Raw genomic sequence first — 26,280 nt, forward strand, 5'->3', positions numbered from 1 at the left:
GTTAGATATCCCTGTTGGAAAGCCAACGGCTGCCCTGTAAAAATGAAAAAATAGCATCTGCGCTGATATCCTTCGTTTGCTGGGTCGGGCTGACCATCTGATGCTGGTTTTTGCCGTAACCCCCGATCAATCCAGGATCGGTCGGACCAAAAATCGTAATATTCGGACGATCCAGCGCCGCGGTTAAATGGCTTAAACCTGTATCAACGGAAACAACAGCATTCGCTCCCGCCAGCTGCGCTGCAACCTGTGCCAGCGTGAGTTTTGGCAATACCTCGACGTGTGAAAAGCCGTCTGCCAGACGCTCTGCACGCTGCCGCTCATGTTCGGCACCCCACGGGAGTTTAATATGGATGCCGGTGGGTTGCGTTAGTTCAATCAGGCTTCGCCAGTGCGATTCCGGCCAGTGTTTATCGTCGCGCGTTGTGGCATGCAGGAAGACAAGATAAGGCTGAGCACAGGGATCTGTATTGCGCAAAAAGTGCTGCGTAATGGCGTAGTCGCCCTGGGTTTCCGGTTTCGCGTAGCCCAGGCTTTTTGCAAACAGCTCGCGGGTACGTTCGACGGCATGCTGTTGCTTTGCGATGTGGTGGCGACGATTATAGAACAGGCTCGCCAGCGGTTCGCGGGCGGTGTGCCAGTCCATACCGTGCTTTACGCCATGTGCCAGACGCGTCACCAGCGCGGCGCTTTTCACCAGCCCCTGGGCGTCGATGATAGCGTCATAATGCTGTACCTGCACCGCCTCACGGAAGGCCTTGCGTTCGGCTTTAATCGGCGCGGAGAACCACGCTTTGCGCCAGCGGCGAATCGCCACCGGTATCACGCGGTCAACCGCTTCATGCCAGGTGGGGATCTGCGCGAAGCCTTCTTCCACCACCCAGTCAAAACGAATGCCGGGAACGGCCCGCATGGCGTCCGTCAGTGACGGGAGCGTATGCAGCACATCGCCCATCGAAGAAGTTTTAACGATCAGTACCCGCATTCGTTATCCTTCTTCACTCAACAGCAGTTCGTTAAGCTCTTCGAGAACGCGCTCTGGCGTAATGTCGATCAGGCTCTGATGGTAGCCTTCTGCGGCATCGCCCTTGCGAACTTTATGGTAGCCCGTGATCAGGCGGATGACGCGCGCTTTATGAGAAAGCGGGGGCGTGAAGTCCGGGCTACTTGGGCCATACAGCGCCACCAGCGGGCGGTTGAGCGCGGCAGCGACGTGCATCAGGCCCGAATCGTTGCTGACCACAGCCTTACAGGCGGCGATCAGAATAACCGCCTGTTCAAGCTGCGTTTCTCCCGCCAGGTTGCGGCACCAGGCCTGCTGTTCATTACTGAGCGTCGCGAGAATTTCGTTGCCTGTCTCGTGGTCCTTTGCCGAACCGAACAGGACAATCTGGTAGCCTTCGTCAATCAGCTGTTTCGCCAGCTCCGCATAGTGGTAGTGCGGCCAGCGTTTTGCCGGGCCGAACTCGGCGCCGGGGCAGAAGCCAATCATCGGGCGTTCAGACGAAAGGCCAAACGCGTTACAGGTCTGGGATTTTTCACCGTCGTTGACCTGAAGCTGTGGCCATAGCAGAGGCTGCGGCAGATCTTTCGCACTGCGCATCACGCCTTTGTCGTAGGCTAGCGCCACATAGCGCTCCACCATCAGCGGCCAGGCCTCTTTATCCAGCACCCGCGCATCGTTCAGCAGGCCGTAGCGCATTTCACCGCGCCAGCCGGTGCGATGTGGAATACCCGCAAAAAAGGGCACCAGGGCGGATTTAAAGGAGTTTGGCAGGACATACGCCCGATCGTAGCGCTTCTCGCGCAGGCTATGGCCGAGTTTACGGCGTTCGCCAATTTCCAGCGCCCCGTGGCCAAGCGGCATCGGGATCGCCTCGTTCACTTCCGGCATACGCGACAACAGCGGACGGCACCATGCGGGTGCCATCACGTCGATTATCGCCTGGGGATAACGCGCCTTGAGCGTGCGATAGAGACTTTGCGACATCATCATGTCGCCCACCCATGACGGGCTGATCACCAGAATCTTCATACTTACGCGTCGCGGTTCAGCCAGGCCATATATTCCGTTACGCCTTCGGCAACGGTCTTGAACGGCTTGTCGTAGCCTGCGGCGCGCAGGTTGGTCAGATCGGCCTGGGTGAACGCCTGATAACGGCCTTTCAGCTTGTCAGGGAACGGAATGTACTCGATGCTGCCTTTTTTGTGATAAGCCAGCGTTGCGTCAGCCACGGCCTGGAAGGACTCCGCGCGGCCGGTACCCAGGTTGAAGATGCCGGATACGCCGTTTTCCCAGAACCACAGGTTCACTGCGGCAACGTCGCCTACGTAAACGAAGTCGCGCTTAAAGCCGTCGCTGCCTTCGAACAGTTTCGGGCTTTCGCCGTTATTCAGCTGGGTGTTCAGGTGGAACGCCACGCTCGCCATGCTGCCTTTGTGGCCTTCGCGCGGTCCGTAGACGTTGAAATAACGGAAGCCGACGATCTGCGAGTTCGCTTCTGGCAGCACCTGACGCACGTACTCGTCGAACAGGAATTTGGAGTAGCCGTAGACGTTCAGCGGCTGCTCATATTCACGGGACTCGATGAAGTCCGAGGTGCGCCCGCCGTAAGTGGCCGCAGAAGAGGCATACAGGAACGGAATTTCACGCTCCAGGCAGTAGTGCAGGATCTCTTTGGAATACTGATAGTTGTTGTCCATCATGTATTTGCCGTCCCACTCGGTGGTGGAAGAACACGCACCTTCGTGGAAGATAGCTTCGATCTCGCCGAACTCTTCGCCTGCCATAATCTGGATAAGGAAGTCTTCTTTATCCATGTAGTCAGCGATGTTCAGATCCACCAGGTTGACGAACTTGGTGCCGTCTTTCAGGTTGTCAACCACCAGGATGTCGGTGATGCCTTTGTCATTGAGAGCCTTAACAATATTGCTGCCGATAAAGCCCGCGCCGCCGGTAACGATGATCATAACTGTAACCTTTGAAGTGTGGAGCCCGGGGACAATCCCGGACGCTAATGTCTCTATCATATCATTAGTATGGCTGCCCTTCAGCCATTCACCTTCACAGCGCAGGGGTACGCGTGATTTATGCTGCAAAAACGACAAGAGATGACGTGTCATCTCGTCATGAACTATAGGTTTGGGTAATATGTCCCGAAATTTGCCGAGTCTGGAGAATTGCAATGCGTGGTGATTTTTACAAACAGTTAAACAGCGACCTCGACACCGCACGTGCGGAAGGGTTGTTCAAGGAAGAGCGTATTATCACGTCTGCCCAGCAGGCGGACATCACCGTTGCCGACGGCAGCCATTTGATCAACTTTTGTGCGAACAACTATTTAGGTCTTGCGAATCACCCTGAGCTGATTGCCGCTGCAAAAAACGGCATGGACACCCACGGTTTCGGCATGGCCTCCGTACGCTTTATCTGCGGTACGCAGGACAGCCACAAGCAGCTTGAGCAAAAGCTGGCGAGCTTCCTCGGAATGGAAGACGCGATTCTGTACTCCTCCTGCTTTGACGCCAACGGCGGTCTGTTTGAGACCCTGCTTGGCGCAGAAGATGCGATTATCTCCGACGCCCTGAACCACGCTTCCATCATCGACGGCGTACGCCTGTGCAAAGCGAAGCGTTTCCGCTACGCCAACAACGACATGGTCGAGCTGGAAGCGCGCCTGAAAGAGGCGCGTGAAGCCGGTGCTCGCCACGTGCTGATCGCCACCGACGGCGTGTTCTCCATGGACGGCGTGATCGCCAACCTGAAGGGCGTTTGCGACCTGGCGGATAAATACGACGCGCTGGTGATGGTCGATGACTCTCACGCGGTCGGCTTTGTCGGCGAAAACGGCCGCGGTTCCCACGAATACTGTGACGTGATGGGCCGCGTGGACATCATCACCGGTACGCTGGGCAAAGCGCTCGGCGGCGCGTCCGGCGGCTATACCGCCGCGCGTAAAGAGGTGGTCGAGTGGCTGCGCCAGCGCTCCCGCCCGTATCTGTTCTCCAACTCCCTGGCGCCGGCCATTGTTTCTGCCTCCATCAAAGTGCTGGAGATGGTGGAGTCCGGCGCTGAGCTTCGCGACCGCCTGTGGTCCAACGCCCGTCTGTTCCGCGAAAAAATGAGCGCCGCAGGGTTTACCCTGGCCGGTGCTGACCACGCGATCATTCCGGTGATGCTGGGTGATGCGGTCGTCGCGCAGCAATTTGCTCGCGAGCTGCAGAAAGAAGGGATTTACGTCACCGGGTTCTTCTTCCCGGTGGTGCCAAAAGGTCAGGCGCGTATCCGCACCCAGATGTCTGCGGCGCATACGCCTGAACAAATTGAACGTGCGGTAGAAGCCTTTACCCGCATCGGCAAACAGCTGGGCGTAATTGCCTGAGGACGTGTGATGAAAGCGTTATCCAAACTGAAAGCGGAAGAAGGGATTTGGATGACCGACGTGCCGGAGCCGGAAGTCGGTCATAACGATCTGCTGATCAAAATTCGTAAAACCGCCATCTGCGGTACTGACGTTCACATCTACAACTGGGACCAGTGGTCGCAGAAAACCATTCCGGTACCGATGGTTGTCGGTCACGAATATGTCGGTGAAGTGGTGGGTATCGGCCAGGAAGTGAAAGGCTTCCAAATTGGCGATCGCGTCTCCGGTGAAGGCCATATTACCTGCGGCCACTGCCGTAACTGCCGCGGCGGGCGTACGCACCTGTGCCGTAATACCATTGGCGTGGGCGTAAACCGTCCGGGCTGCTTCGCGGAATATCTGGTGATCCCGGCCTTTAACGCCTTCAAAATCCCGGACAATATCTCTGACGATCTGGCCTCCATCTTCGACCCGTTCGGCAACGCGGTGCACACGGCGCTCTCCTTCGACCTGGTCGGTGAAGACGTGCTGGTCTCCGGCGCGGGCCCAATCGGCATTATGGCGGCTGCGGTGGCGAAGCACGTGGGTGCGCGCAACGTTGTGATCACCGACGTGAACGAATACCGTCTGTCGCTGGCACGCAAAATGGGCGTCACCCGTGCGGTAGATGTCTCGAAAGAGAGCCTGACCGACGTGATGGAAGAGCTGGGCATGACCGAAGGCTTTGACGTAGGTCTGGAGATGTCCGGCGCGCCGCCGGCGTTCCGCACCATGCTCGACACCATGAATCACGGTGGCCGTATCGCGATGCTGGGTATTCCGCCGTCAGATATGTCTATCGACTGGAACAAAGTCATCTTCAAGGGGCTGTTCATCAAGGGCATCTATGGCCGCGAGATGTTCGAGACCTGGTACAAGATGGCGGCGCTGATCCAGTCCGGTCTGGATCTGTCCCCGATTATTACTCACCGCTTCTCCATCGATGAGTTCCAGCAGGGCTTCGACGCGATGCGTTCCGGCCAGTCAGGAAAAGTGATCCTGAGCTGGGATAAGTAATCAAAAAGGGGCCTCAGGCCCCTTTTTTACTGATTCTTTTTCTCTTCGTCCGTCAGGTAACGCACCTTGCGGGTGTAGTCCTGACCTTTGAACAACAGTTTGTTATCCGGCGATTCAAGATACTTCTGCCATTCGGAGAGAGGGAAACCGCCGTGCGCGCCAATCACCTCTTTCGGTACAACGGCTTCCTGACCGCCGATTTTCTTCGAGACCGGCCAGTTCATCCAGTCACCCAGGTTAACCGTTTTTAGATCCAGCATGTCCAGCAGCGCGGCGAGCGGCAGCTGATCGGTCGGCGGCTGCGTGTCGTCCATCAGCTCCCAGGTATCCTGGAACAGCGTCAGCCACAGCGGGCAGATACGGCGCCAGGTTTTTTTAGTTGCCGCAAGAAACGCGCCGTTAACGTGATCGACCAGATACGGGCGCACCGTCTCTTTGTAATACGCCGGCACTTTCTCCGCTGGCGCACCGTCCAGCTTGGCAATCATTTTGCCCTGACGGAAGCTGGAGTAGATATGCATATCTGCCATGTTGATCTCGGGCATCTTGAGCAAGTTGAGATCGGAATCGATCATCAATACGCCTTCACCGCGCGCCTGCAGCGGGGCGTTAAGCTTCACCAGGCGGCTGAGGTAGATCTGCTTATAGCGGTAACCTTCCTCACGAACCGGAAGGTTAAGCGTCACTACGCGTGTTTTCGGCGGCAATACCCCAAAGGCGGATTCAGGCTGATCGCTGACGATGACGATTTCGCTCACCCCGGTGGCATAGCGTTCCGCGAAGGTGGCAGAGAGTAATGCTTCTTCGACGAAATCTGCGCCGGTACACGGAATCACAATAGAATCCACCGCAGCAAGCGCGCCCGTCACGGGCAGAGAGCTGTAAGGAATGTTGTGTCGCCCGGTGATATGACGATAGCGAGCATTAAGAAATTTAAACATAGTTATCTCGTTTGGTTAGTGCGCGCCAAGCACGGCTTCGACACCGCTGACATAGTTTTCGATGGCATAGGTATGACAGACGTTCTGGTATGCAGCCGCAGCCAGTCGAGCCCGCAGGTCCGCATCTGACCAGATATTGTCCAGATGCTGTGCAAGCTGTGAAACATCGCTCCAGGGGAAGAGCAGCCCTGTCGAATCATGATCAATCAACTCCGCCGTGCCGGTCACCTGAGAGCCAATCACGGGGATATTGAGAAGCATCGCTTCCAGCACCACGCGCGGCAGCCCTTCGCTTTTTGAGGCCAGAATAAAGGCGTCAAACGTAGCGAGGTAATCAAAGGGGGTATTCTGAAAACCGGTGAAGATGACGTTGTGTTCAATTCCCAGCGCTCGGGCCTGTTCCGCTAAAGCGCGACGCTCGGCACCTTCTCCGACCAGCACCATTTTCCATTTCGCCTGGGGATGTTTCTGGCTGAACTGTGCCAGCGCCTCCAGCGTGTGGTGGTTGGCTTTGCGAGGGATTAACGACCCGATACTGCCGAACACAAACGTGTCGTCATCGATGTTCAGGCGCTGGCGCATCGCGCGTCGGTCAGGTAAAGGCTGGTGGATGTCGATGGCATTATTGACCGTCGTACACAGTTCGGGCCGGACGCCATGCTCAAGCAACACGCGTTCAACGCCGTGCGAGACGGCGATGATTTTTGTGGCATGGGCATTAACCAGCTTTACCAGCGGCGGGGTTAAAACAGGTTCAATGCGGCAGTGCTGAATCAACCGCGCCTGCAGCTTTGCCGCCGCGAGATAGCCTTCCTCATTTGAGCCCGGCTGGTTATTCATATAGAGCGTATCGAAACCGCCCTGCTTGAAAAGGGTTTCGATTTTGCTGACGTTAGGCCTGATGCGCCACATGATATCCACATGACGTGTAAATGCCTTGCGGGCGCCGCGTGAGAAAAACAGCAGGCTACGTCCCGCTTCCTTCAGCAATTTGGCCCAGACCGGCTGCTGGCGTTGAGGGATAACGATGAGTGGGATCCCGATGCCGTTGAGCACCTGGCCAATCGTCTCACCTTCAGCACGACTATAATCACTGTAAAAACAACAGGTAATATCGAATTTATCGCGATTGATTCGCTTCAGGAGCTCAAGCATACTGTTGGTGCCTCCCCCCCATTCTTTACCCGTATCCAGGAGGAGAATTTTACTTTTGTGCGGCATGTCTGAATCCGTGTGCTACCCTTCAACTGACTGCATTATAAAGAATCTGTTGAAATAAAATAGATTTTTCTATTTTATTGCGCTTCAGGATTAGACAACATTTCAAGCGTGCTTATTTGAAAAGTGTGATTCAGGACTTTAATCGTCTCTACTCATTTATATAGTATTAATAATATTAATTTAGGCTGCTATTGAGAGTGGGGAAATGTTTAAAATAACGGTCTGCTTATTAACGTTTAATTCTGAAAGATTATTACACGATGTTATCCCGCCTCTATTGAAAATAGCGGATGAAATTGTCGTAGTCGATTCTGGCAGTACGGACAAAACACGATATATTTGTGAAAACTTTGGCCTGCAACCCGTCTATAAAAAATTTGGCTGGCATGGCGAGCAGATGAACTATGCCATATCCTTAGCCAGCCATGACTGGGTCCTGTGCATCGACAGCGACGAAATTCTTGACCAGGAAACGGTTAATGCCGTTTTAACGTTAAAAGCAGGCGATGAGCCAGACCCGGGAATGGCATGGCAAATATGCCGCCACTGGTTTGTTCTGGGTGAGGAAGTCCGGACGATTTATCCTGTTTCATCCCCTGATTATCCTGTGCGTCTTTTTAACCGTAACCAGTCTCGGTTTAATAACCGACCGGTAGACGATCAGGTCGAAGGTTTTCTCCGTTGTGAACGTATTCCGGGTTATGTAAAACATGATACGTTTCCCACGCTGCATGAGCTTTTTAACAAATTAAATTGTTATACAACCCGCCTGGTTCAACATCAAAAAATACGGCCCTCTATCGGGCGCGGCGTAATCAGCGCCATCGGGGCTTTTTTCAAATGGTATCTGTTTAGCGGCGCCTGGCGTAAGGGCAAAGTGGGGGTGGCAACGGGACTGTATGCCACAGCCTATAGTTTTTTGAAGTATTTCAAATCCTGGTATCAGCATCAGGAAAAAAAAGAGCCCGTTGCTAACGAGCAGACGGACTCTCAGATTGCGAAATAAGCGTCAGGCGGTCAGGCTTTCTTACCCCATCCCTGCCACTGCTGCTGGACGTAATTCACCAGCGTACTGTTACTGATGCTGTCTCCGATGACAGAGAAGAAGCGGGTCGCGTAGACCGGTTCAGGCGGTTGCTTCAGCACGCAGCGCTTCACGCCGCGGAACGGATTACGCGGCGCCGTCGGGGTGGGCTGCGCAGAATTCGGCGTAGAGCTATCCACCTGCGGCTCGTTCAGCAGATCGCTCGGGCGCACCAGCGTGATATCGGCAGGCAGGGTCGGCAGCATCTGCTGCAGGACGCGGACGGTAGACGGGTGCGGGTGACCGATGGCGATGGCTGAGCCATTGCGGCGGGCCAGCTGTACCGCGCGATTAAACTGCATGCGAATATCGGCTTCGTTCTGGGTATCATCCAGGAACACCTTGCGCTTAATCACCTTTACGCCCGTTCCCTGAGCGGCACGCATTGCCTGGCTGTTGCCGATGGTCATGCTGTCGAGGAAGTAGAGGTTGTAACGCTCCAGCGCCTGCATCACTTTGAGCATCCCGAACAGGCTTGATGTCATCGCGCTGCCCATATGGTTGTTCAGCCCCACGGCATACGGCACTTTGTTGTAGGCGTCGCGGATGATGCGCTCGATCTCCTCGCTGCTCATATCCGGGCGCAGGGTATCTTTTTCCAGCGGCTGCTTGCTGAGCGGGGCCATCGGCAGGTGGATCAGCACCTGATGACCGCTGCTGTGGGCTTTGGTCGCCATCTCACGCGCGTGGGGCGCATTTGGAAGAACGGCGACAGAGATGGCCGACGGCATCGCCAGCACCTGATTTTCATAGTGTGGACGATAACCGAAGTCATCAATCACGATAGCGAGTTTACCTGCGTATACCGGTGCAGCCAGCGCCAGCGCGCTGACGACGGAGAAAACCATTCGACGAAATTGAAGCAAAACTTATCTTCCCAACCACGGCTGTGGATTGACCGCCTGACCCTGGCGACGAATTTCGAAATAGAGTGACGGGCGGCCCTGACCGCCACTGCTGCCCACAAGGGCGATGGGTTGGCCTGCGCGCACCTGCGTGCCAACGCTGACCAGCGCGCTCTGGTTGTAGCCGTAAAGGCTCATGTCGCCTTTACCGTGTTCGACCACCACCACCAGCCCGTAACCTTGCAGCCAGTCGGCCAGAATTACGCGGCCATCGGCGATGGCTTTCACCTCGCTACCTTCAGACGCACCGATAACGATCCCTTTCCAACGTAGCTCACCCTGCAGCTGTTCGCCATAGCGATGCAGAATTGAACCGCGAACGGGCCAGAAAGCCTGACCGCGAGGAGAGCCCAAACCGCCGGTACGCGACATCAGAGAGCGTTCGCTCTCGCTTGGCTTGTAGGTGGTCCCTTTGCGGGACGCTTCCTGCTGCTTGTCGCGAACGGCCTGCGCCTCGCGCGCCTCTTTTTCGGCGCGCGCTTTCGCCGCGGCTTCCGCACGGGCGATGCTGTTACGCAGTTTTGATTCGTTGGCGCGCATTTCGCTGAGCTGGCTCTGACCTTCCTGAATGGAGGATTCAAGGCCGGAAAGGGTTTTCTTACGCTCGTTGCGCGCCTGCTCGAGCTTCGCCTGCTGGGCCTGCTGATCGTAGAGCAGCGTCTGCTGCTGGCTCTGCTTCTCTTCCAGCTCGGCTTTTTGCGTTGAGACCTCTTCGCGCGTCTGCTTCAACTGCGCGATCGTCTCCTGACGCGCCTGGTTGAGATAGCCGAAGTAGGCCTGCAGGCGCTGACCGCGCTGGCTCTCTTCGCCGCTGAGGATCAGCTGGAGTCCGGTATGTTCACCCTGGCGGAATGCGGCATCAAGCTGTGCGGCAAGATTGCGCTCCTGCGCATCGCGCTGGCGCTCGAGTTTGGCAATCGACGCGTTCATCTCGTCGATCTGTTTATTCAACTGGGCGAGGGTGTTTTGCGTTTCACGGAGTTTACGCGTTGCGGCGGAGATCGCCTCTTCCTGCTGCTTAAGCTGGGCGAGCAGGGCGGAGCGCTGCTGCTGCTGCTGGCGTACCGCACGCTCTTTGGCGGCGATATCGGCCTGAATAGATTTCAGCTGGTCGCGGTCATCCGCGTGGGCGGATGCGGCGCACAGCAATACGCCAGCGCTGAGTGCGCTGGCGTAAAACAGAGGTCTGACTGATAACCTAAGCGGCTTCACGACCCATGTGATTGAAAAAATCGCCTTTCCCCTCATGGGGAGCGATTATTCCACGATGAACAGCGGCTTACCAGTCATCTCTTCAGGGATCGGCATACCCATCAGCGACAGCATGGTTGGCGCGATGTCAGAAAGCTTGCCGCCTTCCACTGCTTTCAGTGATTTATCACCCACATAAATCAGCGGAACAGGCAGGTTGGTATGGGCCGTGTGCGCCTGGCCGGTCGCCGGGTCGCGCATCTGTTCAGCGTTACCGTGGTCAGCGGTGATCAGCAGCTGGCCGCCAACGGATTCAACCGCTTTCGCTACCTGCTCAACACAGTGGTCCAGCGCTTCTACCGCTTTCACTGCCGCTTCCATCACCCCGGTATGACCCACCATGTCGCCGTTCGGGTAGTTACAGATGATGGTGTCGTACTTACCGCTCTCGATGGCCGCAACCAATTTTTCCGTCAATTCTGCAGAGCTCATTTCTGGCTGCAGATCGTAGGTCGCGACTTTCGGTGAGTTGATCAGAATGCGGTCTTCGCCTTTGAACGGCTCTTCAACGCCGCCGTTAAAGAAGAAGGTCACGTGCGCGTATTTTTCAGTTTCGGAAATACGCAGCTGCGTTTTGTCGTTCTTCGCCATCCACTCACCGAAGGTGTTTGCCAGCGAGGCCGGTGGGTATGCGCACGGCGCTTTGATGTCTGCCGCATATTCGGTCAGCTGGATGAAGTCGATGTTTACCACTTTCTTGCGGGCAAAACCGTCGAAGTCGCTGTTGACGAAAGCACGGGTGATTTCGCGCGCGCGGTCAGCGCGGAAGTTCATGAAGATCAGCGCGTCGCCATCTTCCATGGCGGCGTCGGTCTGGCCTTCAGCGCGAATGACGGACGCTTTGACGAATTCGTCGTTTTCATCACGAGCATAAGCTGCTTCCAGCGCTTCAACGGCGGTTGCGAACTGGAATTCACCTTTTGCCAGGGTCAACAGGTCATAGGCCTGTTCAACGCGATCCCAGCGGTTGTCGCGGTCCATGGCGTAGTAACGGCCAATAATGGATGCTACGCGGCCTTTACCCAACGCGGCGAATTTGTCTTCGAAGGCTTGCAGAGAGCCTTTTGCGCTGCGTGGTGGCGTATCGCGACCGTCCAGGAAGGCGTGCAGATAGATTTTTTCTGCACCGCGTTCAGCGGCCAGTTCAACCATCGCCATGATGTGATCTTCGTGGCTGTGCACGCCGCCAGCAGAGAGCAGGCCCATGATGTGTACGGCCTTGCCAGCGGCAACGGCTTTATCGACCGCGCCAGACAGCGTTGGGTTGGAGAAGAAGGTGCGTTCTTTGATTTCAACGTCCAGACGCGTCAGATCCTGATACACAATACGCCCGGCGCCCAGGTTTACGTGACCGACTTCGGAGTTGCCCATCTGGCGGTCAGGCAGGCCCACTTCCAGGCCAGACGCGTCAATCAGCGTATGCGGACGTTTCGCCCACAGGGCATCCATGACCGGGGTTTTGGCGTTGAAAATAGCGTTATCCTGGCTATCTTCACGGTAGCCATAGCCATCCAGAATCACCAGTACCATAGGTTTTTTAGAAACCGACATTGCGACAACCTCATGCTCAAGAGTCAAAATTTGCGTAATTTTACTACAGCTGAATCGATCAAATAGCCGCAGAAGATCAAAGAAAGCGCAGGGGCAAGATGTTCATCAGACCATTTTGAGGCATTTTTTTAGGTGGCATGCCGCAGAAAATGGATTAGGTTATGGTCGCTGGCTGTATTTGCCAGAACGCACAGGTATACTCCTGTCCTGGTTTTTTTATCACTTAGTCGGGAGTAGTTACCCTCCATGCAAGAAATTATGCAATTCGTTAGCCGCCATCCGGTTCTGAGCATCGCGTGGATTGGCCTGCTGGCTGCTGTGCTGTTCACCACATTTAAGAGCCTGACGTCTAAAATTAAGGTTATCACCCGTGGTGAAGCGACGCGTCTGATCAACAAAGAAGATGCCGTCGTGGTCGATCTGCGTCAGCGTGACGATTTCCGTAAAGGTCACATTGCGGGCGCAATCAACCTGCTGCCAGCTGAAATCAAAGCGAACAACGTCGGTGAGCTTGAGAAACACAAAGCCCAGCCGATTATCGTTGTCGATGCGACCGGCATGCAGGCACAGGAATCTGCCAGCGCGCTTCATAAAGCAGGCTTCGAAAACGTAACGGTGCTGAAAGAAGGTATTTCCGGCTGGAGCGGGGAAAATCTTCCTTTGGTACGCGGTAAATAAGGAGTTCAGTCATGGCCAATATTGAGATCTATACCAAAGCGACGTGCCCGTTCTGTCATCGTGCGAAAGCGCTGCTGAACAGCAAAGGCGTCACGTTCCAGGAACTGCCGATCGACGGTGACGCGATTAAACGCGAAGAGATGATCAAACGTAGTGGTCGCACGACGGTTCCGCAGATTTTTATTGATGCGCAGCACATTGGCGGCTGTGATGACTTGTATGCGCTCGACGCCCGTGGTGGACTCGATCCGCTGCTGAGCTAAGAGACTTTAGGACAATTAAAAAGGGTATTTCCATGTCAGAACAAAACAACACCGAAATGACTTTCCAGATCCAGCGTATCTACACCAAGGACGTCTCTTTCGAAGCGCCAAATGCGCCACATGTTTTCCAGAAAGACTGGCAGCCAGAGGTTAAACTTGATCTGGATACCGCATCTACCCAGCTGGCAGATGACGTGTATGAAGTCGTGCTGCGTGTGACCGTTACCGCGTCCCTGGGCGAAGAAACTGCATTCCTGTGTGAAGTACAGCAGGGCGGCATCTTCTCTATCGGCGGTATCGAAGGCAACCAGATGGCGCATTGCCTGGGTGCGTACTGCCCGAACATTCTGTTCCCGTATGCGCGTGAATGCATCACCAGCCTGGTTTCTCGCGGTACATTCCCGCAACTGAACCTTGCGCCAGTTAACTTTGATGCGCTGTTCATGAACTATCTGCAGCAGCAAGCTGGCGAAGGTGCTGAACAACATCAGGATGCCTGATGAGCACTGTTAATGCGTCAATGACTGTGATCGGTGCCGGCTCATACGGCACCGCTCTTGCCATCACGCTGGCAAGAAATGGTCACGAAGTGGTTCTCTGGGGCCACGATCCAAAACATATCGCAACGCTGCAACGCGACCGTTGTAACGTGGCGTTTCTTCCGGACGTTCCGTTCCCCGACTCCCTGCACCTTGAAAGCGACCTTGCGACCGCGCTGGCGGCCAGCCGCAACATTCTGATTGTGGTCCCGAGCCATGTATTTGGCGACGTGCTCCGCCAGATTAAGCCGCTGATGCGCCCGGATGCGCGCATTGTCTGGGCGACAAAAGGACTGGAAGCCGAAACCGGACGCCTGCTGCAGGACGTTGCCCGCGAAGCGCTGGGTGATGAGATCCCGCTGGCGGTCATCTCCGGCCCGACCTTTGCCAAAGAGCTGGCCGCTGGCCTGCCGACGGCGATTTCGCTGGCCTCCACCGATCAGGCCTTCTCCGACGATCTTCAACAGCTGCTGCACTGCGGCAAGAGCTTCCGCGTCTACAGCAACCCCGATTTTATCGGCGTGCAGCTGGGCGGTGCGGTGAAGAACGTGATTGCGATTGGTGCCGGGATGTCAGACGGCATTGGTTTTGGTGCCAATGCGCGTACGGCGCTGATCACCCGAGGACTGACCGAAATGTCCCGCCTGGGCGAAGCGCTGGGTGCCGATCCGGCCACCTTTATGGGAATGGCTGGCCTGGGCGACCTGGTGCTGACCTGTACCGATAACCAGTCTCGTAACCGCCGTTTTGGCATGATGCTCGGACAGGGCAGCGATGTTAAAGGCGCGCAGGAGAAGATTGGTCAGGTGGTTGAAGGCTACCGCAATACCAAGGAAGTCCGCGAGTTGGCGCACCGTTTCGGTGTCGAAATGCCAATAACCGAGGAAATTTATCAGGTATTGTATTGCGGAAAAAATGCGCGCGAGGCAGCATTGACCTTATTAGGTCGTGCGCGCAAGGACGAGCGCAGCAGTAACTAGTCGGAACCGTTGTCACCTGAATGACCCAGCCAGCGCAGAACTGGCTGGTCATTAACTATCGTCTGGAGTAAGCAATGCCGTGTGAAGAACTGGATATCGTCTGGAACAATATTAAAGCCGAAGCCCGGGCGCTGGCCGACTGCGAGCCTATGCTGGCCAGTTTCTACCACGCGACGCTACTTAAGCACGAAAACCTCGGCAGCGCGCTGAGCTATATGCTCGCCAACAAGCTGGCTTCCTCGATCATGCCAGCTATCGCCATTCGGGAAGTGGTGGAAGAGGCTTACGCTGCAGACCCGGAAATGATCGCCTCTGCCGCCTGCGATATTCAGGCCGTGCGCACGCGTGATCCGGCGGTCGATAAATATTCTACGCCGCTGCTGTACCTGAAAGGCTTCCACGCCCTGCAGGCTTACCGCATCGGCCACTGGCTGTGGAATGAAGGCCGCCGCGCGCTGGCGATCTTCCTGCAAAACCAGGTTTCCGTGACGTTCCAGGTCGATATTCACCCGGCTGCGAAAATTGGCCGCGGGATCATGCTCGACCACGCCACCGGGATTGTCGTCGGGGAAACGGCGGTCATTGAAGATGACGTCTCGATCCTGCAGTCGGTTACCCTGGGCGGTACCGGTAAAACCAGCGGCGATCGCCACCCGAAAATCCGTGAAGGGGTGATGATTGGCGCGGGTGCCAAAATCCTTGGCAATATCGAAGTCGGGCGCGGTGCGAAGATCGGCGCAGGCTCCGTAGTGCTCCAGCCCGTGCCGCCGCATACCACCGCCGCTGGCGTACCGGCGCGCATCGTCGGTAAACCAGACAGCGATAAGCCTTCCATGGACATGGATCAGCACTTCAACGGCATTCACCATACGTTCGAGTATGGTGACGGCATTTAACTTCTGAGAATGGCGCCCGGATACCCCAGCTGGCGCCAGGCTTCATACACCACCACCGACACCGCGTTCGACAGGTTCATGCTGCGGCTGTCCGGCATCATCGGAATACGGATTTTCTGCTCGGCGGGCAGGGCATCCAGGATCGTGGCCGGCAGGCCGCGGGTTTCCGGGCCAAACATCAGATAGTCACCTGCCTGATAGCTCACGGCGCTATGCGCTGGCGTGCCTTTGGTAGTCAGGGCGAACATGCGCTGCGGCTTCTCTGCTTCCAGAAACGCGGCGTAATCGTGATGGCGAACGACGGCGGTAAATTCATGATAATCCAGCCCTGCGCGACGCAGACGTTTGTCGTCCCACGTAAAGCCCATCGGCTCAATGATATGCAGACGAAAACCGGTGTTGGCACACAGGCGGATAATATTGCCGGTATTCGGCGGAATTTCTGGTTCGAATAAAACGATGTTAAGCATGCTGCCCCCTTAATTGCGGGGGCAGAATAGCAGAAAAGAGAGGAACTACGCGACGCCGGGTTCCTGCGAGCGGCCGTACAGCATTTTGTAGACGGTTGCCGCAGCGGCTACCAGAGCGGGCACGCTGAGGATCATTAAAATAATGTCTGCCTGCCACTGCATAGAGAGAAGCTGGGCGCTGGTCATGGTTCCCGCCACGCCGCCAAAGCGGCCGATCCCCTGCATCCAGGCGATGCCCGTCGCGCGGCACTCGGTAGGGTAAAAGGTGGCGGCCAGGGTTTGCATGCCCGATTGCGCGCCGTTCATCGCGATCCCCATCAGGAAAATCAGCCCGCCAAACAGGGCGATATGGTTATGCTCAATGCCAAGCAAAAGGATGAGGCCCATTGTCAGCACGAAACCACACGCGACCACCCTGTGCGCTTCCCAGCGGTCCATCATCCAGCCCGCGAGCAGAATGCCTGCGGTGCCGCCGAAGGTGAACAACGAGGTGAGCCAGGCAGATTCCGCCAGGGCATAGCCCATCCCCTGCATCAGCGTTGGCATCCAGCTTAGCAGAACGTAGTAAATGACCAGCCCCATAAAATAGGTCACCCACAGCATCAGGGTGCCGGGCAGCCAGGGCATGGAAAACAGCTGCGACACGCTCCCTTTTTTAGAGGCGACTTTCTCCTCCGCCAGGAAAAAGCCCGTGACGCTATCCAGCGTGCTGCGGGCAAACCGGCTGGCGATGCGGCGGACCTGCATGACGTCTTTCCCGCGCTGCACCAGAAACTTCACGGACTCCGGTAAAAACAGCGCCAGCAGCAGCGTTAAAACCAGCGGCGCAATCGCCCCGGTCAGCAGCACGCTTCGCCAGCCGTGGTGGGGGATAAGCCAGGAAGAGATCGCGCCGCCGCCCGCCGCGCCCAGAGGGAAGCCGCAGTACATGGCATTGATCGCCATGGCGCGACAGCGCTGGGGGGCAAACTCGGAGATCAGCGTGATGGCGTTAGGCATTGCGGCGCCGAGGCCCAGGCCCGTCAGAAAGCGCCACAGCGTCAGGGTATTCAGACTTTGCGCCCAGGCCGTCCCCAGGCTCGCAAGGCCGAAGAACAGGCACGAAAAGACCAGCACGCGCTTGCGCCCCATCCGGTCCGATACCGGACCGGCAACCAGCGCGCCCAGCGACAGCCCCAGCAGCGCCGCACTCAGCACCGGCCCCAGATCCTGTTTGTGTATTCCCCATTCTGCCGACAGCGTAGGCGCGATGTAACCCATCGCTGCCGTATCAAAACCATCGATCGCCAGAACCAGAAAGCCTAGTACAATGAGCAGCCAGTGAAACCCTGAAAAGGGACTCTCATCGATCACCTGCTGAATATCCACCTTACCTGAATACGCCATACGCTCCACTCCGATCTGATGTTGTTTTTGTGTTCTTGTATTTGCTTGTCTATACAATTGCGGACGGCGGGTGGATGTCAAATTTTCTTATCCAATATGTTATCTGGATGTTATTTTTGGCGTAAAAAAGCGCCCGAGGGGGAAATCGGGCGCGTGAGAAAGGGGGATTAACCGGCGAAGGTCAGGCCGCGTTTCCCTGAGCAAGTGGCGCCAGCGCCGCCGGTAATTTGCTTAACTCCTGCACCAGAGAATCTCTGCTGATTTCACCGATCGTTTTCGCTCCTGTCAGCGTCATCGCCACCTTCATCTCTTTTTCGATCAGGTTGAGCAGATTCGCCACCCCTGCCTGGCCCGCCGTCGCCAGCGCATACAGATACGCGCGTCCCAGCAGCACGCTGTCGGCGCCCAGCGCAATCATGCGCACCACGTCCAGCCCGTTGCGGATGCCGCTGTCGGCCAGGATCGCAATATCGCCTTTCACCGCATCGGCGATGGCCGGCAGGGCGCGTGCGGAAGAGAGCACCCCGTCAAGCTGGCGTCCGCCGTGGTTAGAGACCACAATCCCGTCTGCGCCAAAGCGTACCGCGTCGCGGGCATCTTCCGGATCGAGGATCCCTTTGATCACCATCGGGCCGTCCCAGAATTCGCGGATCCACTCCAGGTCTTTCCACGAGATCGACGGATCGAAGTTGTTCGCCAGCCAGCCAATGTAATCCTCCAGCCCGGTCGGTTTACCGAGGTATGCCGAGATATTCCCGAGATCGTGCGGACGACCGTTCAGGCCGACATCCCACGCCCACTGCGGATGGGTCATGGCCTGCCAGTAGCGGCGTAACGCAGCATTCGGGCCGCTCATGCCTGAGTGGGCATCACGATAGCGTGCCCCGGGCGTTGGCATATCGACGGTAAAGACCAGCGTGGAGCAGCCCGCCGCTTTGGCGCGCTCGAGCGCGTTGCGCATAAAGCCGCGATCGCGCAGGACGTACAGCTGGAACCACATCGGGCGCTTGATGGTCGGGGCGACCTCTTCAATCGGGCAGACGGACACGGTGGAAAGGGTAAACGGAATGCCTTTGGCATCCGCCGCCGCGGCCGCCTGCACTTCGCCACGGCGGGCATACATGCCGCACAGGCCCACAGGCGCGAGCGCGACGGGCATGGAAAGCGTTTCGTTAAACAGCTTTGTCTCAAGGCTCAGGTCAGACATATTCTTCAGCACGCGCTGGCGCAGAGCCACCTCCGACAAGTCTTCCACGTTGCGGCGCAGGGTGTATTCGGCATACGCCCCGCCGTCGATGTAGTGGAACAGGAACGGGGGCAAAATGCGCTGCGCCGCGGCGCGATAGTCACTGGCTGCTGAAATAATCATGCTTTGTTCTCCCTGGAAATATCACTGTCGCCAGGCAGACGGGTAATACGCGCCTGTCGGGCCTGGTCTTCATCGAATCGTTTAATGGTGGTGTGCACGAAACCGAGATGCGCCATCATCGCTTTGCGCGCGGCCTCGGCATCACCGGCCAGAATGGCGTTGAGCACCGCCTCGTGCTGTTCGGTTAGTCGGGCAAACACTGGCGGAACCAGATACATGCGCTGGCGGCTCTGCTTCACGGAGGATTGCAGCAGGTCGAAGAACCCGCGCATGGTCTGGAGCAGCACCACGTTGTGCGACGCCTCGGCAATCGCCAGGTGAAAACGGACGTCCGCCTGGGAGGCGATATCCGGGTCGCTGCTTTGCGTGGCCTCAAAGCAGGCGATGAGTTTCTCTTTGTCGGCGTCGGTTGCCCGCATGGCCGCGTGCCAGGCGGTACTGGTTTCGATGGCGTGACGCGCTTCAAGGATGTCGAAGCTGTAGTCCGGGTCGTTCTCCATCAGCGTCTTCAGCGGCTGCACGATGTTTTGCTCGGACCAGTCGTCATGCTGCCAGCGTACAAAGGTGCCGCCGCCGCGACGGCTCACCAGCACCCCTTCGCTAACCAGCGTCGCCAGCGCCTCACGCAGAGAATTGCGCGACACGCCAAGCTGGGCGGCGAGCTGGCGTTCGGCGGGCAACTTCATGCCCGCTTCCAGCTGTTGTTCTTCAATCAGCGCCCGCACGCGAGAGGCAATCTCGTCGGACAGGCGTCTGGGCATTACTATCATGGGATCATCCAGGTTAAGACATAGGCCTGCAGGGTGGTGATCACCCCCACCATGCAGGTGAATATCAGGCTGTGTTTCACGGTAAAGCGGAACAGATCCGACTCTTTACCGACCAGTCCCACCGCCGCACAGGCAATGGCGATGGATTGTGGAGAGATCATTTTCCCGGTCACGCCGCCGGTGGTATTCGCGGCCACCAGCAGGACGTCCGACACGCCAATCTGCTGGGCCGCCGTTGCCTGCAGCGCGGCGAACAGGGCGTTAGACGAGGTATCGGAACCGGTCAGGAACACCCCCAGCCAGCCGAGGAACGGCGAGAAGAAGGTGAAGGCGTGGCTGGTATGGGCCAGCGCCAGCGCCAGCGTCGATGACAGGCCGGAGTAGTTCGAGATAAACGCGAACGCCAGCACCATGCCGATGGAGTAAATCGGCAGCATCAGCTCTTTAACGGTCGCGGCAAAGGTCTGCACCGCGGCCGCAGGCTTCATGCGCAGCCATACTACGGAAAGAATAGCGGCAAACAGGATGGCGGTACCGGTGGCGGAGAACCAGTCGAATTTATAGACCGCGGCATACGGCGTGGCAGCGTGCACCACCGGCGGCATACGGGCGACCATCTTGTCGAGGAACGGTACGGAAATATTAATCACCATGTCGTACAGCGCCCCACCCGGCGCGAACAGGGCTTTAAACGGCGGGATGCTCCACAGGGTGACCGTTGCGGTCAGGAACAGGAACGGCGACCAGGCGCGGATCACCTGTCCTGCCGTATAGCCCGTACGGGCCAGGGTTTGATCAACCTGCGAAGCGCCCATGTCGGCGAAGCGGAAAATACGCACCGGCTGCCAGCGTTTCAGGAACAGCGTCAGACAGACCAGCGACACCAGCGAAGAGATGATGTCCGGCAGCTCCGGGCCGAGGAAGTTCGAGCTGAGGTATTGAGCGATAGCGAACGAACCGCCCGCCACCATCACCGCAGGCCAGGTTTCCTTCACGCCGCGCCAGCCATCCATAATCGCCATGATCCAGAACAGGACGATAATGGTCAGGAAGGGCAGCTGGCGGCCGACCATCTGGCCGATCTCGAAGCTGTCCAGCCCGGTAACCTGTCCGGCCACCAGAATCGGAATACCCATCGCGCCAAACGCAACCGGCGCGGTGTTCACAATCAGGCACAGGCCCGCGGCATACAGCGGGTTAAAGCCCAGACCGACCAGCAGCGCGGCGGTGATCGCCACCGGTGCGCCAAAGCCTGCCGCGCCCTCCAGAAATGCCCCGAAGGAGAAGCCGACAATCAGCATCTGCAGGCGCTGGTCCGGCGTGATGGAAAGAATCGACGAGCGGATAATGTCGAACTGCCCGGTTTTCACCGAGATTTTATAGACAAACACCGCCGCGATGATGATCCACGCAATCGGCCACAGGCCGTAGAAGAAACCGTAGACGACGGAGGCCAGCGCGCGATCGACCGGCATTTTATAGAAGAACAGCGCCACCATCAGGGCGATAGCAACGGTATACGTCGCGGCGAGGTAGCCCTTCAGCTTGAGCTTAATCAGCGCAAAGAAGAAGAACAGGATCGGAAGCGATGCGATCAGGCTCGACAGCCAGATATTACCGGCCGGGTCGTAGTTTTGTTGCCAGAGGCTCATGCAGGTCTCCTGGGGACCAGACAGCCTGCGCTGCGGGTGAGTCTCCGCTCAACTCTGCGTCACAGGTTGTGTAAAAGTGGTCCTGCCAATGTTGTGTTGTAGGGTTAATGACAATGAATGGTTAACCAAATGTTATGGTCAAGCAATGAGTTTGTGAGCGGAAATAATGGAATTGTGAACCAGGGAAGAAAGAAAAGGGGGATTGGTTGGGCCAATTTGAAGCGGGGTGGGGCCTGATGCCCTCACCCCGGCCCTCTCCCATGGGGAGAGGGAGAAAACCGCACCGTACAGTCCCCTCGCCCCTTTGGGGAGAGGGTTTGGGTGAGGGGGAAGTATCAGAACGCGGTCTTACAAAAACCCGTCATCTCTTTCAGGCCCATTTCGCGGCCAAGCTCGGTCATCGGGTGTACCACCACCAGACCGCGGACGCTTTTCTTAAGCTTACCCATGTCGGCCTGTTCTTTTTTGGTGATCGCGCGGCGGTGCGGCATGTTCATCAGCTTCTGCGCTTCTTTGCTCAGCTTCTGGCCTTTCACTTCGCGCAGGCGCTCGATTTCTGTTTCCAGCGTGGCGGCTTCTTTTTCCAGCTCGGCGTACTTCTCGGCGGAATCGACCAGTGACAGGCCAGCCATCTGATGGCGGATCAGATCCAGGCGGTCGCTCAGGCGTTTAATTTCGTTCTTTTCGACTTCTTTCATGACAAATAACTCTGAAAACGGGGAATTTACAGGGAAGGATACACCAATGTGAGCAGGCTTACTTCTGAAACGCTTTTTTTAAGCTGATTCGGGAAATCAGCTCAGTCAGGGAGAGAACCATCGTGGAACGGACAACCTGCTGATAACGCAGCTTTTGCATCGCGTAGAGCTCAGGGTCGCTGTTATCAAAATGGGGAGCAGGGGGCAGCGCGGTGACGCAGTGCAGCTCGCCGAAGGGCCCCAGGATCTCATCATCGGTAAAGGTGTACTCGTTACCGTCATGATTGAGTTCTTCGCGCAGCGCCATTAACAGCTCCGCATCTTCATACTCCTGCCGGTTCAGAACGCCAAGACCATAAATTAGCTTCAGACGCACGGATAGATCGCCCAGCGGTCCGTCTCCGTCCAGTAACGGTTCTACAGCATACTTTACCGCGTAGTCGTCTTTGCGAAACACCTGAAGCACCAGGATATTCACCGCCTCGTTTAACAGCTCGACGGCGGCAATCAGGAAGCTTCGTACGGTTTTGCCAGCATTCAGACGCTCAAGCACACGATTTTCAAAGGCCTGGGTTTGTTCCATTATTGCCTGCATATCTGACAATCTATTATTTGGGCGCAGGTTAACCTGCGCCGCACTGTGCATCATTTGGTTGCGTTGTATGCGTTAACCGCCTCCACAACCACGTCGCTGTTGGCGTCCAGACCGGAAATCTGCGCCAGCGCAGCCTGCGCGCCTTTGTCATTAATCAGCTGAGCCAGTTCCTGCGCCTGCGGGTCCTGCTCGCTGCGGTAGTGCATCGCGGCGGCAATCCCTTTCACCAGGTTGGCGTGCGGCAGGCCGTATTCAAGCGTGCCCAGCAGCGGCTTAATCAGACGGTCGCCCGCGCTCAGTTTGCGCAGAGGCTGACGGCCCACGCGCTCAACGTCATCTTTCAGATACGGGTTTTCAAAGCGACCGAGGATTTTCTGGATGTATGCTGCGTGTTTATCAGCATCAAAACCGTAGCGTTTGATCAGCACCGCGCCGCTCTCTTCCATTGCCCCTTTTACCACCGCGCGGATCTTCTCATCGAGGATCGCATCACGAATGGTCTGATGACCGGCCAATTTTCCGAGGTACGCGGTTATAGCATGCCCGGTGTTCAGCGTGAAGAGTTTGCGTTCGACAAATGCCATCAGGTTATCGGTTAATTCCATTCCCGGAATGGTCGGCAGGGCGCCTTTAAACTGGGTTTTATCAACGATCCACTCGCTGAAGGTTTCTACGGTCACTTCCAGCGGGTCGTTGTTGGCGGATTCAGACGGCGGAACGATGCGATCTACGGCGGAATCCACAAACCCGACGTGCGCTTCAACCCAGGCTTTGTCTTCATCTGCTACAGCGTTGAGCACGTGGCCTTTCAGCTGCGTGGTGCCGCGCACCATGTTTTCACAGGCGATGATGTTCAGCGGGGTGTCGATGCCCTGCGCTTTACGTTTTGCCAGGCCTTTCGCAACCGCAGGGGCGATGCGCTCAAGAACGACCGGACCCACGGCCGTGGTGACCAGATCGACGCTGGCGATCAGGTCGATAACGTCTTCCCCGATGCTGCTGACCGCGTTGACGCCGGATACCGTCTCAACCTGCTCGTTTTCACCGACTACATGGACCTGATAGCTATGACGCGCATTCAGGGCATCCAGGACCACCTGATTCACATCGGCGAATGTCAGCGTAATGCCCGCGTCTGCCAGCAGTTTACCGATAAAACCACGACCGATGTTACCTGCGCCAAAATGTAATGCTTTCATAGTGTTAACCTTCATCAATGTTTTTACCCGAGAGGGCTGGGGTGAGGAACGTTTCCCCTCACCCTAGCCCTCTCCCCAGAGGGGAGAGGGAAGAGGACTTATTTGTTAAGAAGTGCCAGGACTTCTTCCACGCTGGTGGTGCTCGCCAGACGCGCAATGACAGACTCATCGTCCAGCGCGTTGGTCAGGCTGGTAATCACCTGAATGTGCTCGTTGTTACGAGCGGCGATACCAATCACCAGACGGGCGATGTCGTCTTCTTCTTCACCGAAGCGCACGCCCTGCGGATACTGACAGAATACGACGCCGGTTTTCAGGACGCGATCTTTCGCTTCAACCGTACCGTGCGGCACCGCGATGGATTCGCCCAGGTAGGTTGGCGTCAGTTTTTCGCGTTCCAGCATCGCGTCAACATATTCAGGCTGAACGTAGCCGCCTTTCACCAGCTGCTCGCCGGCAAAGCGAATCGCTTCTTCTTTAGTTGCCGCGGTACGACCGAGGAAGATGTTTTCCGCACCCAGTTTGAACAGGTGGGCGTTGCTCTCGTCAAAGCTGTCCTGCAGGCTTGAGCGCACTTTCACTTCGTTGTCTTCGTGACGCTGCGCCGCAACCAGACGTTCGGTCAGGCTGGTGTACAGGCCGCTGTCGAGGAAGTTGGTCAGCGAGATGTGCTGCGCCTGCGGCACCTGGCGCATGGCGCGTTCGGTCAGGTCGCGGTGCGTGATAACCAGGTCAACGTCCGGCGGCAGGCTGTTAATGGCGCTGTTGGTGACGGAGATGTTGGTCAGGCCCGCATCCTGCACTTTCTTACGCAGCACGCCTGCACCCATTGCGCTGGAACCCATACCGGCGTCGCAGGCAACGATGATTTTACGCACGTGGCTCAGGTCGTTAGACACGTCGCCAGCCGCCAGCGGGGTCGCGCCTTTGGATTCAGCTTTCATGTCGTGCATACGACGGGTCGCCGCTTCAATATCGTCGTCTTCTTTCACTTTGCTGGTTTTCAGCAGGATAGAAGAGACCACGAAGGAGACGGCCATGGCTGCACAGATGGCCGCGATGTTCGCGAAGTACGCCCCTTTTGGCGTCATCGCCAGCACCGCCAGGATAGAACCCGGAGAAGCTGGAGACACCAGACCGCCGCCCAGCACGCTCAGGGTGAACACGCCGGTCATACCGCCAAGGATAACGGCCAGGATCAGACGTGGGTTCATCAGCACGTACGGGAAGTAAATTTCGTGAATACCGCCCAGGAAGTGAATGATTGCCGCACCGCCAGCAGACTGCTTAGCGCTGCCGCGACCAAAGAACATGTACGCCAGCAGAACGCCCATACCCGGACCCGGGTTAGCTTCAATCAGGAAGAAGATAGACTTGCCGAGATCGTGAGACTGCTGAATACCCAGCGGCGAGAAGATGCCGTGGTTGATGGCGTTGTTCAGGAACAGGATTTTCGCCGGTTCAACGAAGATAGACGCCAGCGGCAGCATGTCGTGCGCAACCATGAAGTTAACGCCTGCCGCCAAAATTTTGGACAGTACTTCAACCGCAGGGCCAATGCCGAGGAACGCCAGAATCGCGAGGATCATCCCGATGATGCCCGCAGAGAAGTTGTTCACCAGCATTTCGAAGCCGGATTTGATCTTACCATCAACCCAGACGTCGAATTTCTTAATCGCCCAGCCGCCCAGAGGACCGGCAATCATTGCTCCGAGGAACATCGGCATATCCGCACCGACGATAACACCCATGGTCGTGATAGCGCCCACTACGCCACCACGGTCACCGCCCACCAGACGACCACCGGTGAAACCGATGAGCAGCGGAAGGAGATAGGTAATCATTGGGCCAACAAGTTTCGCCAGCGTTTCGTTAGGCAACCACCCTGTCGGAATGAACAATGCAGTGATGATACCCCACGCGATAAACGCGCCGATATTTGGCATCACCATGTTGCTGAGGAAACGACCAAAGCTTTGAACTTTGATCTTGAAATCGGATGACATAAAACACCCCTTCTTCTGTTTACGCTTAGGCTTGCGGCCCGAGGTTTATTGTTAATGAGGCGGCAGAGGTAGCCGGGCCCTGTTCTGATGCTGTGAAATCTGGCACTGAATCGTTCAACTGTCCAGACAGCGAAAATTTGTGTGACACATGTCACGTAAAGATAGGGGGTGTGGATGTCAATGAGGTGATCCTGGTCACAAAAAAGGTGGGCAAAAAAAATACGACGGCGAGAAATACGGCAAAAACCACCCTTTTCTGTGATGGTTGTCACGCTTTGGTTTTGTGTGTTTGTTTCTGTATTGTGACCGATTTCACAAAATATTTTTATGCAGATTTCTCCGGCTGTGATCGGCGGCAAACTCTGTTTAGCGATTCGGCGTCAGGATGGCATAGCGCAACACGTTA

General features: G+C 56.7%; 25 protein-coding genes. 8 read left to right on the top strand and 17 right to left on the bottom strand.

The genetic code is table 11. From position 1 onward, the window contains the following. Position 1: 1 nt before the first annotated feature. From rfaC to rfaD, 3 genes are read right to left on the bottom strand one after another with little or no spacing between them, the layout of a single operon-like run. Complete coding sequence (gene rfaC, locus SPG90_RS18380) at positions 2 to 985, bottom strand: lipopolysaccharide heptosyltransferase RfaC (RefSeq protein WP_047173747.1); 984 nt, start codon at positions 983 to 985, stop codon at positions 2 to 4. Between the two features lie 3 nt (positions 986 to 988). After that, the gene (gene rfaF / locus SPG90_RS18385; RefSeq protein WP_322408266.1) at positions 989 to 2,035 is read right to left on the bottom strand and encodes an ADP-heptose--LPS heptosyltransferase RfaF; all 1,047 of its coding nucleotides are present in this window, start codon (positions 2,033 to 2,035) and stop codon (positions 989 to 991) included. Between the two features lie 2 nt (positions 2,036 to 2,037). Beyond that, on the bottom strand, positions 2,038 to 2,970 hold the full coding sequence (gene rfaD, locus SPG90_RS18390) for an ADP-glyceromanno-heptose 6-epimerase (RefSeq protein ID WP_008502707.1): 933 nt from the start codon (positions 2,968 to 2,970) through the stop codon (positions 2,038 to 2,040). 215 nt (positions 2,971 to 3,185) lie between these two features. Here rfaD and kbl point away from each other — a divergent pair, with 215 nt between their 5' ends. After that, positions 3,186 to 4,382 (top strand): glycine C-acetyltransferase, encoded by a 1,197-nt coding sequence (kbl, locus tag SPG90_RS18395; protein WP_126303899.1) that lies wholly within the window; start codon positions 3,186 to 3,188, stop codon positions 4,380 to 4,382. A gap of 9 nt (positions 4,383 to 4,391) precedes the next feature. Further along, positions 4,392 to 5,420: an L-threonine 3-dehydrogenase gene (gene tdh, locus SPG90_RS18400; RefSeq protein WP_023309906.1), complete on the top strand. Its 1,029-nt coding sequence runs from the start codon at positions 4,392 to 4,394 to the stop codon at positions 5,418 to 5,420. Positions 5,421 to 5,446: 26 nt separating this feature from the next. Here the strand turns inward: tdh and SPG90_RS18405 are convergent, their stop codons facing one another. Both SPG90_RS18405 and SPG90_RS18410 read right to left on the bottom strand, forming a co-directional pair. Next, positions 5,447 to 6,361 (bottom strand): hypothetical protein, encoded by a 915-nt coding sequence (locus tag SPG90_RS18405; RefSeq protein WP_032661890.1) that lies wholly within the window; start codon positions 6,359 to 6,361, stop codon positions 5,447 to 5,449. A gap of 15 nt (positions 6,362 to 6,376) precedes the next feature. Then, positions 6,377 to 7,582, bottom strand: coding sequence for a glycosyltransferase (locus SPG90_RS18410; protein ID WP_126303897.1), 1,206 nt, complete (start codon positions 7,580 to 7,582; stop codon positions 6,377 to 6,379). 205 nt (positions 7,583 to 7,787) lie between these two features. Between SPG90_RS18410 and SPG90_RS18415 the strand changes: the two genes are divergently transcribed. Continuing rightward, positions 7,788 to 8,588, top strand: coding sequence for a glycosyltransferase family 2 protein (locus SPG90_RS18415; RefSeq protein ID WP_126303894.1), 801 nt, complete (start codon positions 7,788 to 7,790; stop codon positions 8,586 to 8,588). Between the two features lie 11 nt (positions 8,589 to 8,599). On the opposite strand, the gene SPG90_RS18420 is transcribed toward SPG90_RS18415, so the two are convergent. The 3 genes from SPG90_RS18420 to gpmM are packed head-to-tail and all read right to left on the bottom strand — an operon-like array spanning position 8,600 to position 12,373. Continuing rightward, positions 8,600 to 9,532, bottom strand: coding sequence for a divergent polysaccharide deacetylase family protein (locus tag SPG90_RS18420; RefSeq protein WP_248169722.1), 933 nt, complete (start codon positions 9,530 to 9,532; stop codon positions 8,600 to 8,602). 3 nt (positions 9,533 to 9,535) lie between these two features. Next, the gene (gene envC / locus SPG90_RS18425) at positions 9,536 to 10,795 is read right to left on the bottom strand and encodes a murein hydrolase activator EnvC (protein WP_229231479.1); all 1,260 of its coding nucleotides are present in this window, start codon (positions 10,793 to 10,795) and stop codon (positions 9,536 to 9,538) included. Between the two features lie 33 nt (positions 10,796 to 10,828). Beyond that, the gene (gene gpmM, locus SPG90_RS18430) at positions 10,829 to 12,373 is read right to left on the bottom strand and encodes a 2,3-bisphosphoglycerate-independent phosphoglycerate mutase (RefSeq protein ID WP_126303890.1); all 1,545 of its coding nucleotides are present in this window, start codon (positions 12,371 to 12,373) and stop codon (positions 10,829 to 10,831) included. Between the two features lie 246 nt (positions 12,374 to 12,619). Here gpmM and SPG90_RS18435 point away from each other — a divergent pair, with 246 nt between their 5' ends. From SPG90_RS18435 to cysE, 5 genes are all read left to right on the top strand, one after another. Further along, positions 12,620 to 13,051, top strand: coding sequence for a rhodanese-like domain-containing protein (locus SPG90_RS18435; protein WP_023309913.1), 432 nt, complete (start codon positions 12,620 to 12,622; stop codon positions 13,049 to 13,051). Positions 13,052 to 13,062: 11 nt separating this feature from the next. Beyond that, positions 13,063 to 13,314, top strand: a complete 252-nt coding sequence (gene grxC, locus SPG90_RS18440; protein ID WP_023309914.1) for a glutaredoxin 3 — start codon at positions 13,063 to 13,065, stop codon at positions 13,312 to 13,314. Between the two features lie 32 nt (positions 13,315 to 13,346). After that, positions 13,347 to 13,814 carry a protein-export chaperone SecB gene (gene secB, locus SPG90_RS18445; protein ID WP_003860835.1) on the top strand — a complete coding sequence of 156 codons (468 nt, stop codon included), beginning with the start codon at positions 13,347 to 13,349 and terminating at the stop codon, positions 13,812 to 13,814. Beyond that, the gene (gene gpsA, locus SPG90_RS18450; RefSeq protein ID WP_023309915.1) at positions 13,814 to 14,833 is read left to right on the top strand and encodes an NAD(P)H-dependent glycerol-3-phosphate dehydrogenase; all 1,020 of its coding nucleotides are present in this window, start codon (positions 13,814 to 13,816) and stop codon (positions 14,831 to 14,833) included. Before secB ends, gpsA begins: the two co-directional genes overlap by 1 nt. A gap of 74 nt (positions 14,834 to 14,907) precedes the next feature. After that, a complete protein-coding gene (cysE, locus tag SPG90_RS18455) occupies positions 14,908 to 15,729 on the top strand; it encodes a serine O-acetyltransferase (protein WP_008502718.1) in 822 nt (273 codons plus the stop codon). On the opposite strand, the gene trmL is transcribed toward cysE, so the two are convergent. The 9 genes from trmL to SPG90_RS18500 form a co-directional block, all read right to left on the bottom strand. After that, complete coding sequence (gene trmL / locus SPG90_RS18460) at positions 15,726 to 16,199, bottom strand: tRNA (uridine(34)/cytosine(34)/5-carboxymethylaminomethyluridine(34)-2'-O)-methyltransferase TrmL (protein WP_033147028.1); 474 nt, start codon at positions 16,197 to 16,199, stop codon at positions 15,726 to 15,728. The two genes, cysE and trmL, sit on opposite strands and share 4 nt — an antisense overlap. 45 nt (positions 16,200 to 16,244) lie before the next feature. Beyond that, the gene (locus tag SPG90_RS18465) at positions 16,245 to 17,585 is read right to left on the bottom strand and encodes an MFS transporter (protein WP_047173754.1); all 1,341 of its coding nucleotides are present in this window, start codon (positions 17,583 to 17,585) and stop codon (positions 16,245 to 16,247) included. Positions 17,586 to 17,766: 181 nt separating this feature from the next. Beyond that, positions 17,767 to 18,954: an FMN-dependent L-lactate dehydrogenase LldD gene (lldD, locus tag SPG90_RS18470; protein ID WP_045400286.1), complete on the bottom strand. Its 1,188-nt coding sequence runs from the start codon at positions 18,952 to 18,954 to the stop codon at positions 17,767 to 17,769. Next, positions 18,951 to 19,724: a transcriptional regulator LldR gene (lldR, locus tag SPG90_RS18475; RefSeq protein WP_045400284.1), complete on the bottom strand. Its 774-nt coding sequence runs from the start codon at positions 19,722 to 19,724 to the stop codon at positions 18,951 to 18,953. Before lldR ends, lldD begins: the two co-directional genes overlap by 4 nt. Continuing rightward, entirely contained in the window at positions 19,721 to 21,376 is a 1,656-nt protein-coding gene (gene lldP / locus SPG90_RS18480) for an L-lactate permease (protein WP_023309919.1), read from the bottom strand. The genes lldR and lldP overlap by 4 nt, the downstream gene beginning before the upstream one ends. A 335-nt stretch (positions 21,377 to 21,711) precedes the next feature. Next, the gene (locus SPG90_RS18485) at positions 21,712 to 22,074 is read right to left on the bottom strand and encodes a YibL family ribosome-associated protein (protein WP_010436679.1); all 363 of its coding nucleotides are present in this window, start codon (positions 22,072 to 22,074) and stop codon (positions 21,712 to 21,714) included. Positions 22,075 to 22,132: 58 nt separating this feature from the next. Continuing rightward, positions 22,133 to 22,723 carry a mannitol operon repressor MtlR gene (mtlR, locus tag SPG90_RS18490; protein WP_047173755.1) on the bottom strand — a complete coding sequence of 197 codons (591 nt, stop codon included), beginning with the start codon at positions 22,721 to 22,723 and terminating at the stop codon, positions 22,133 to 22,135. Continuing rightward, positions 22,720 to 23,868, bottom strand: a complete 1,149-nt coding sequence (gene mtlD / locus SPG90_RS18495) for a mannitol-1-phosphate 5-dehydrogenase (RefSeq protein WP_047173756.1) — start codon at positions 23,866 to 23,868, stop codon at positions 22,720 to 22,722. The genes mtlR and mtlD overlap by 4 nt, the downstream gene beginning before the upstream one ends. A 98-nt stretch (positions 23,869 to 23,966) precedes the next feature. Continuing rightward, positions 23,967 to 25,874: a PTS mannitol transporter subunit IICBA gene (locus SPG90_RS18500; RefSeq protein WP_023309922.1), complete on the bottom strand. Its 1,908-nt coding sequence runs from the start codon at positions 25,872 to 25,874 to the stop codon at positions 23,967 to 23,969. Positions 25,875 to 26,280: the final 406 nt, after the last annotated feature.

Source organism: Enterobacter sp. D2 (genome assembly GCF_034427575.1).
GTDB lineage: Bacteria > Pseudomonadota > Gammaproteobacteria > Enterobacterales > Enterobacteriaceae > Enterobacter > Enterobacter cloacae_M.

What these genes read in the sequence shown, in the direction of transcription:
- rfaC (WP_047173747.1), bottom strand. Translation starts at nt 985, where the DNA reads ATGCGGGTACTGATCGTTAAAACTTCTTCGATGGGCGATGTGCTGCAT.
- rfaF (WP_322408266.1), bottom strand. Translation starts at nt 2,035, where the DNA reads ATGAAGATTCTGGTGATCAGCCCGTCATGGGTGGGCGACATGATGATG.
- rfaD (WP_008502707.1), bottom strand. Translation starts at nt 2,970, where the DNA reads ATGATCATCGTTACCGGCGGCGCGGGCTTTATCGGCAGCAATATTGTT.
- kbl (WP_126303899.1), top strand. Translation starts at nt 3,186, where the DNA reads ATGCGTGGTGATTTTTACAAACAGTTAAACAGCGACCTCGACACCGCA.
- tdh (WP_023309906.1), top strand. Translation starts at nt 4,392, where the DNA reads ATGAAAGCGTTATCCAAACTGAAAGCGGAAGAAGGGATTTGGATGACC.
- SPG90_RS18405 (WP_032661890.1), bottom strand. Translation starts at nt 6,361, where the DNA reads ATGTTTAAATTTCTTAATGCTCGCTATCGTCATATCACCGGGCGACAC.
- SPG90_RS18410 (WP_126303897.1), bottom strand. Translation starts at nt 7,582, where the DNA reads ATGCCGCACAAAAGTAAAATTCTCCTCCTGGATACGGGTAAAGAATGG.
- SPG90_RS18415 (WP_126303894.1), top strand. Translation starts at nt 7,788, where the DNA reads ATGTTTAAAATAACGGTCTGCTTATTAACGTTTAATTCTGAAAGATTA.
- gpmM (WP_126303890.1), bottom strand. Translation starts at nt 12,373, where the DNA reads ATGTCGGTTTCTAAAAAACCTATGGTACTGGTGATTCTGGATGGCTAT.
- SPG90_RS18435 (WP_023309913.1), top strand. Translation starts at nt 12,620, where the DNA reads ATGCAAGAAATTATGCAATTCGTTAGCCGCCATCCGGTTCTGAGCATC.
- grxC (WP_023309914.1), top strand. Translation starts at nt 13,063, where the DNA reads ATGGCCAATATTGAGATCTATACCAAAGCGACGTGCCCGTTCTGTCAT.
- secB (WP_003860835.1), top strand. Translation starts at nt 13,347, where the DNA reads ATGTCAGAACAAAACAACACCGAAATGACTTTCCAGATCCAGCGTATC.
- gpsA (WP_023309915.1), top strand. Translation starts at nt 13,814, where the DNA reads ATGAGCACTGTTAATGCGTCAATGACTGTGATCGGTGCCGGCTCATAC.
- cysE (WP_008502718.1), top strand. Translation starts at nt 14,908, where the DNA reads ATGCCGTGTGAAGAACTGGATATCGTCTGGAACAATATTAAAGCCGAA.
- trmL (WP_033147028.1), bottom strand. Translation starts at nt 16,199, where the DNA reads ATGCTTAACATCGTTTTATTCGAACCAGAAATTCCGCCGAATACCGGC.
- SPG90_RS18465 (WP_047173754.1), bottom strand. Translation starts at nt 17,585, where the DNA reads ATGGCGTATTCAGGTAAGGTGGATATTCAGCAGGTGATCGATGAGAGT.
- lldD (WP_045400286.1), bottom strand. Translation starts at nt 18,954, where the DNA reads ATGATTATTTCAGCAGCCAGTGACTATCGCGCCGCGGCGCAGCGCATT.
- lldR (WP_045400284.1), bottom strand. Translation starts at nt 19,724, where the DNA reads ATGATAGTAATGCCCAGACGCCTGTCCGACGAGATTGCCTCTCGCGTG.
- lldP (WP_023309919.1), bottom strand. Translation starts at nt 21,376, where the DNA reads ATGAGCCTCTGGCAACAAAACTACGACCCGGCCGGTAATATCTGGCTG.
- SPG90_RS18485 (WP_010436679.1), bottom strand. Translation starts at nt 22,074, where the DNA reads ATGAAAGAAGTCGAAAAGAACGAAATTAAACGCCTGAGCGACCGCCTG.
- mtlR (WP_047173755.1), bottom strand. Translation starts at nt 22,723, where the DNA reads ATGATGCACAGTGCGGCGCAGGTTAACCTGCGCCCAAATAATAGATTG.
- mtlD (WP_047173756.1), bottom strand. Translation starts at nt 23,868, where the DNA reads ATGAAAGCATTACATTTTGGCGCAGGTAACATCGGTCGTGGTTTTATC.
- SPG90_RS18500 (WP_023309922.1), bottom strand. Translation starts at nt 25,874, where the DNA reads ATGTCATCCGATTTCAAGATCAAAGTTCAAAGCTTTGGTCGTTTCCTC.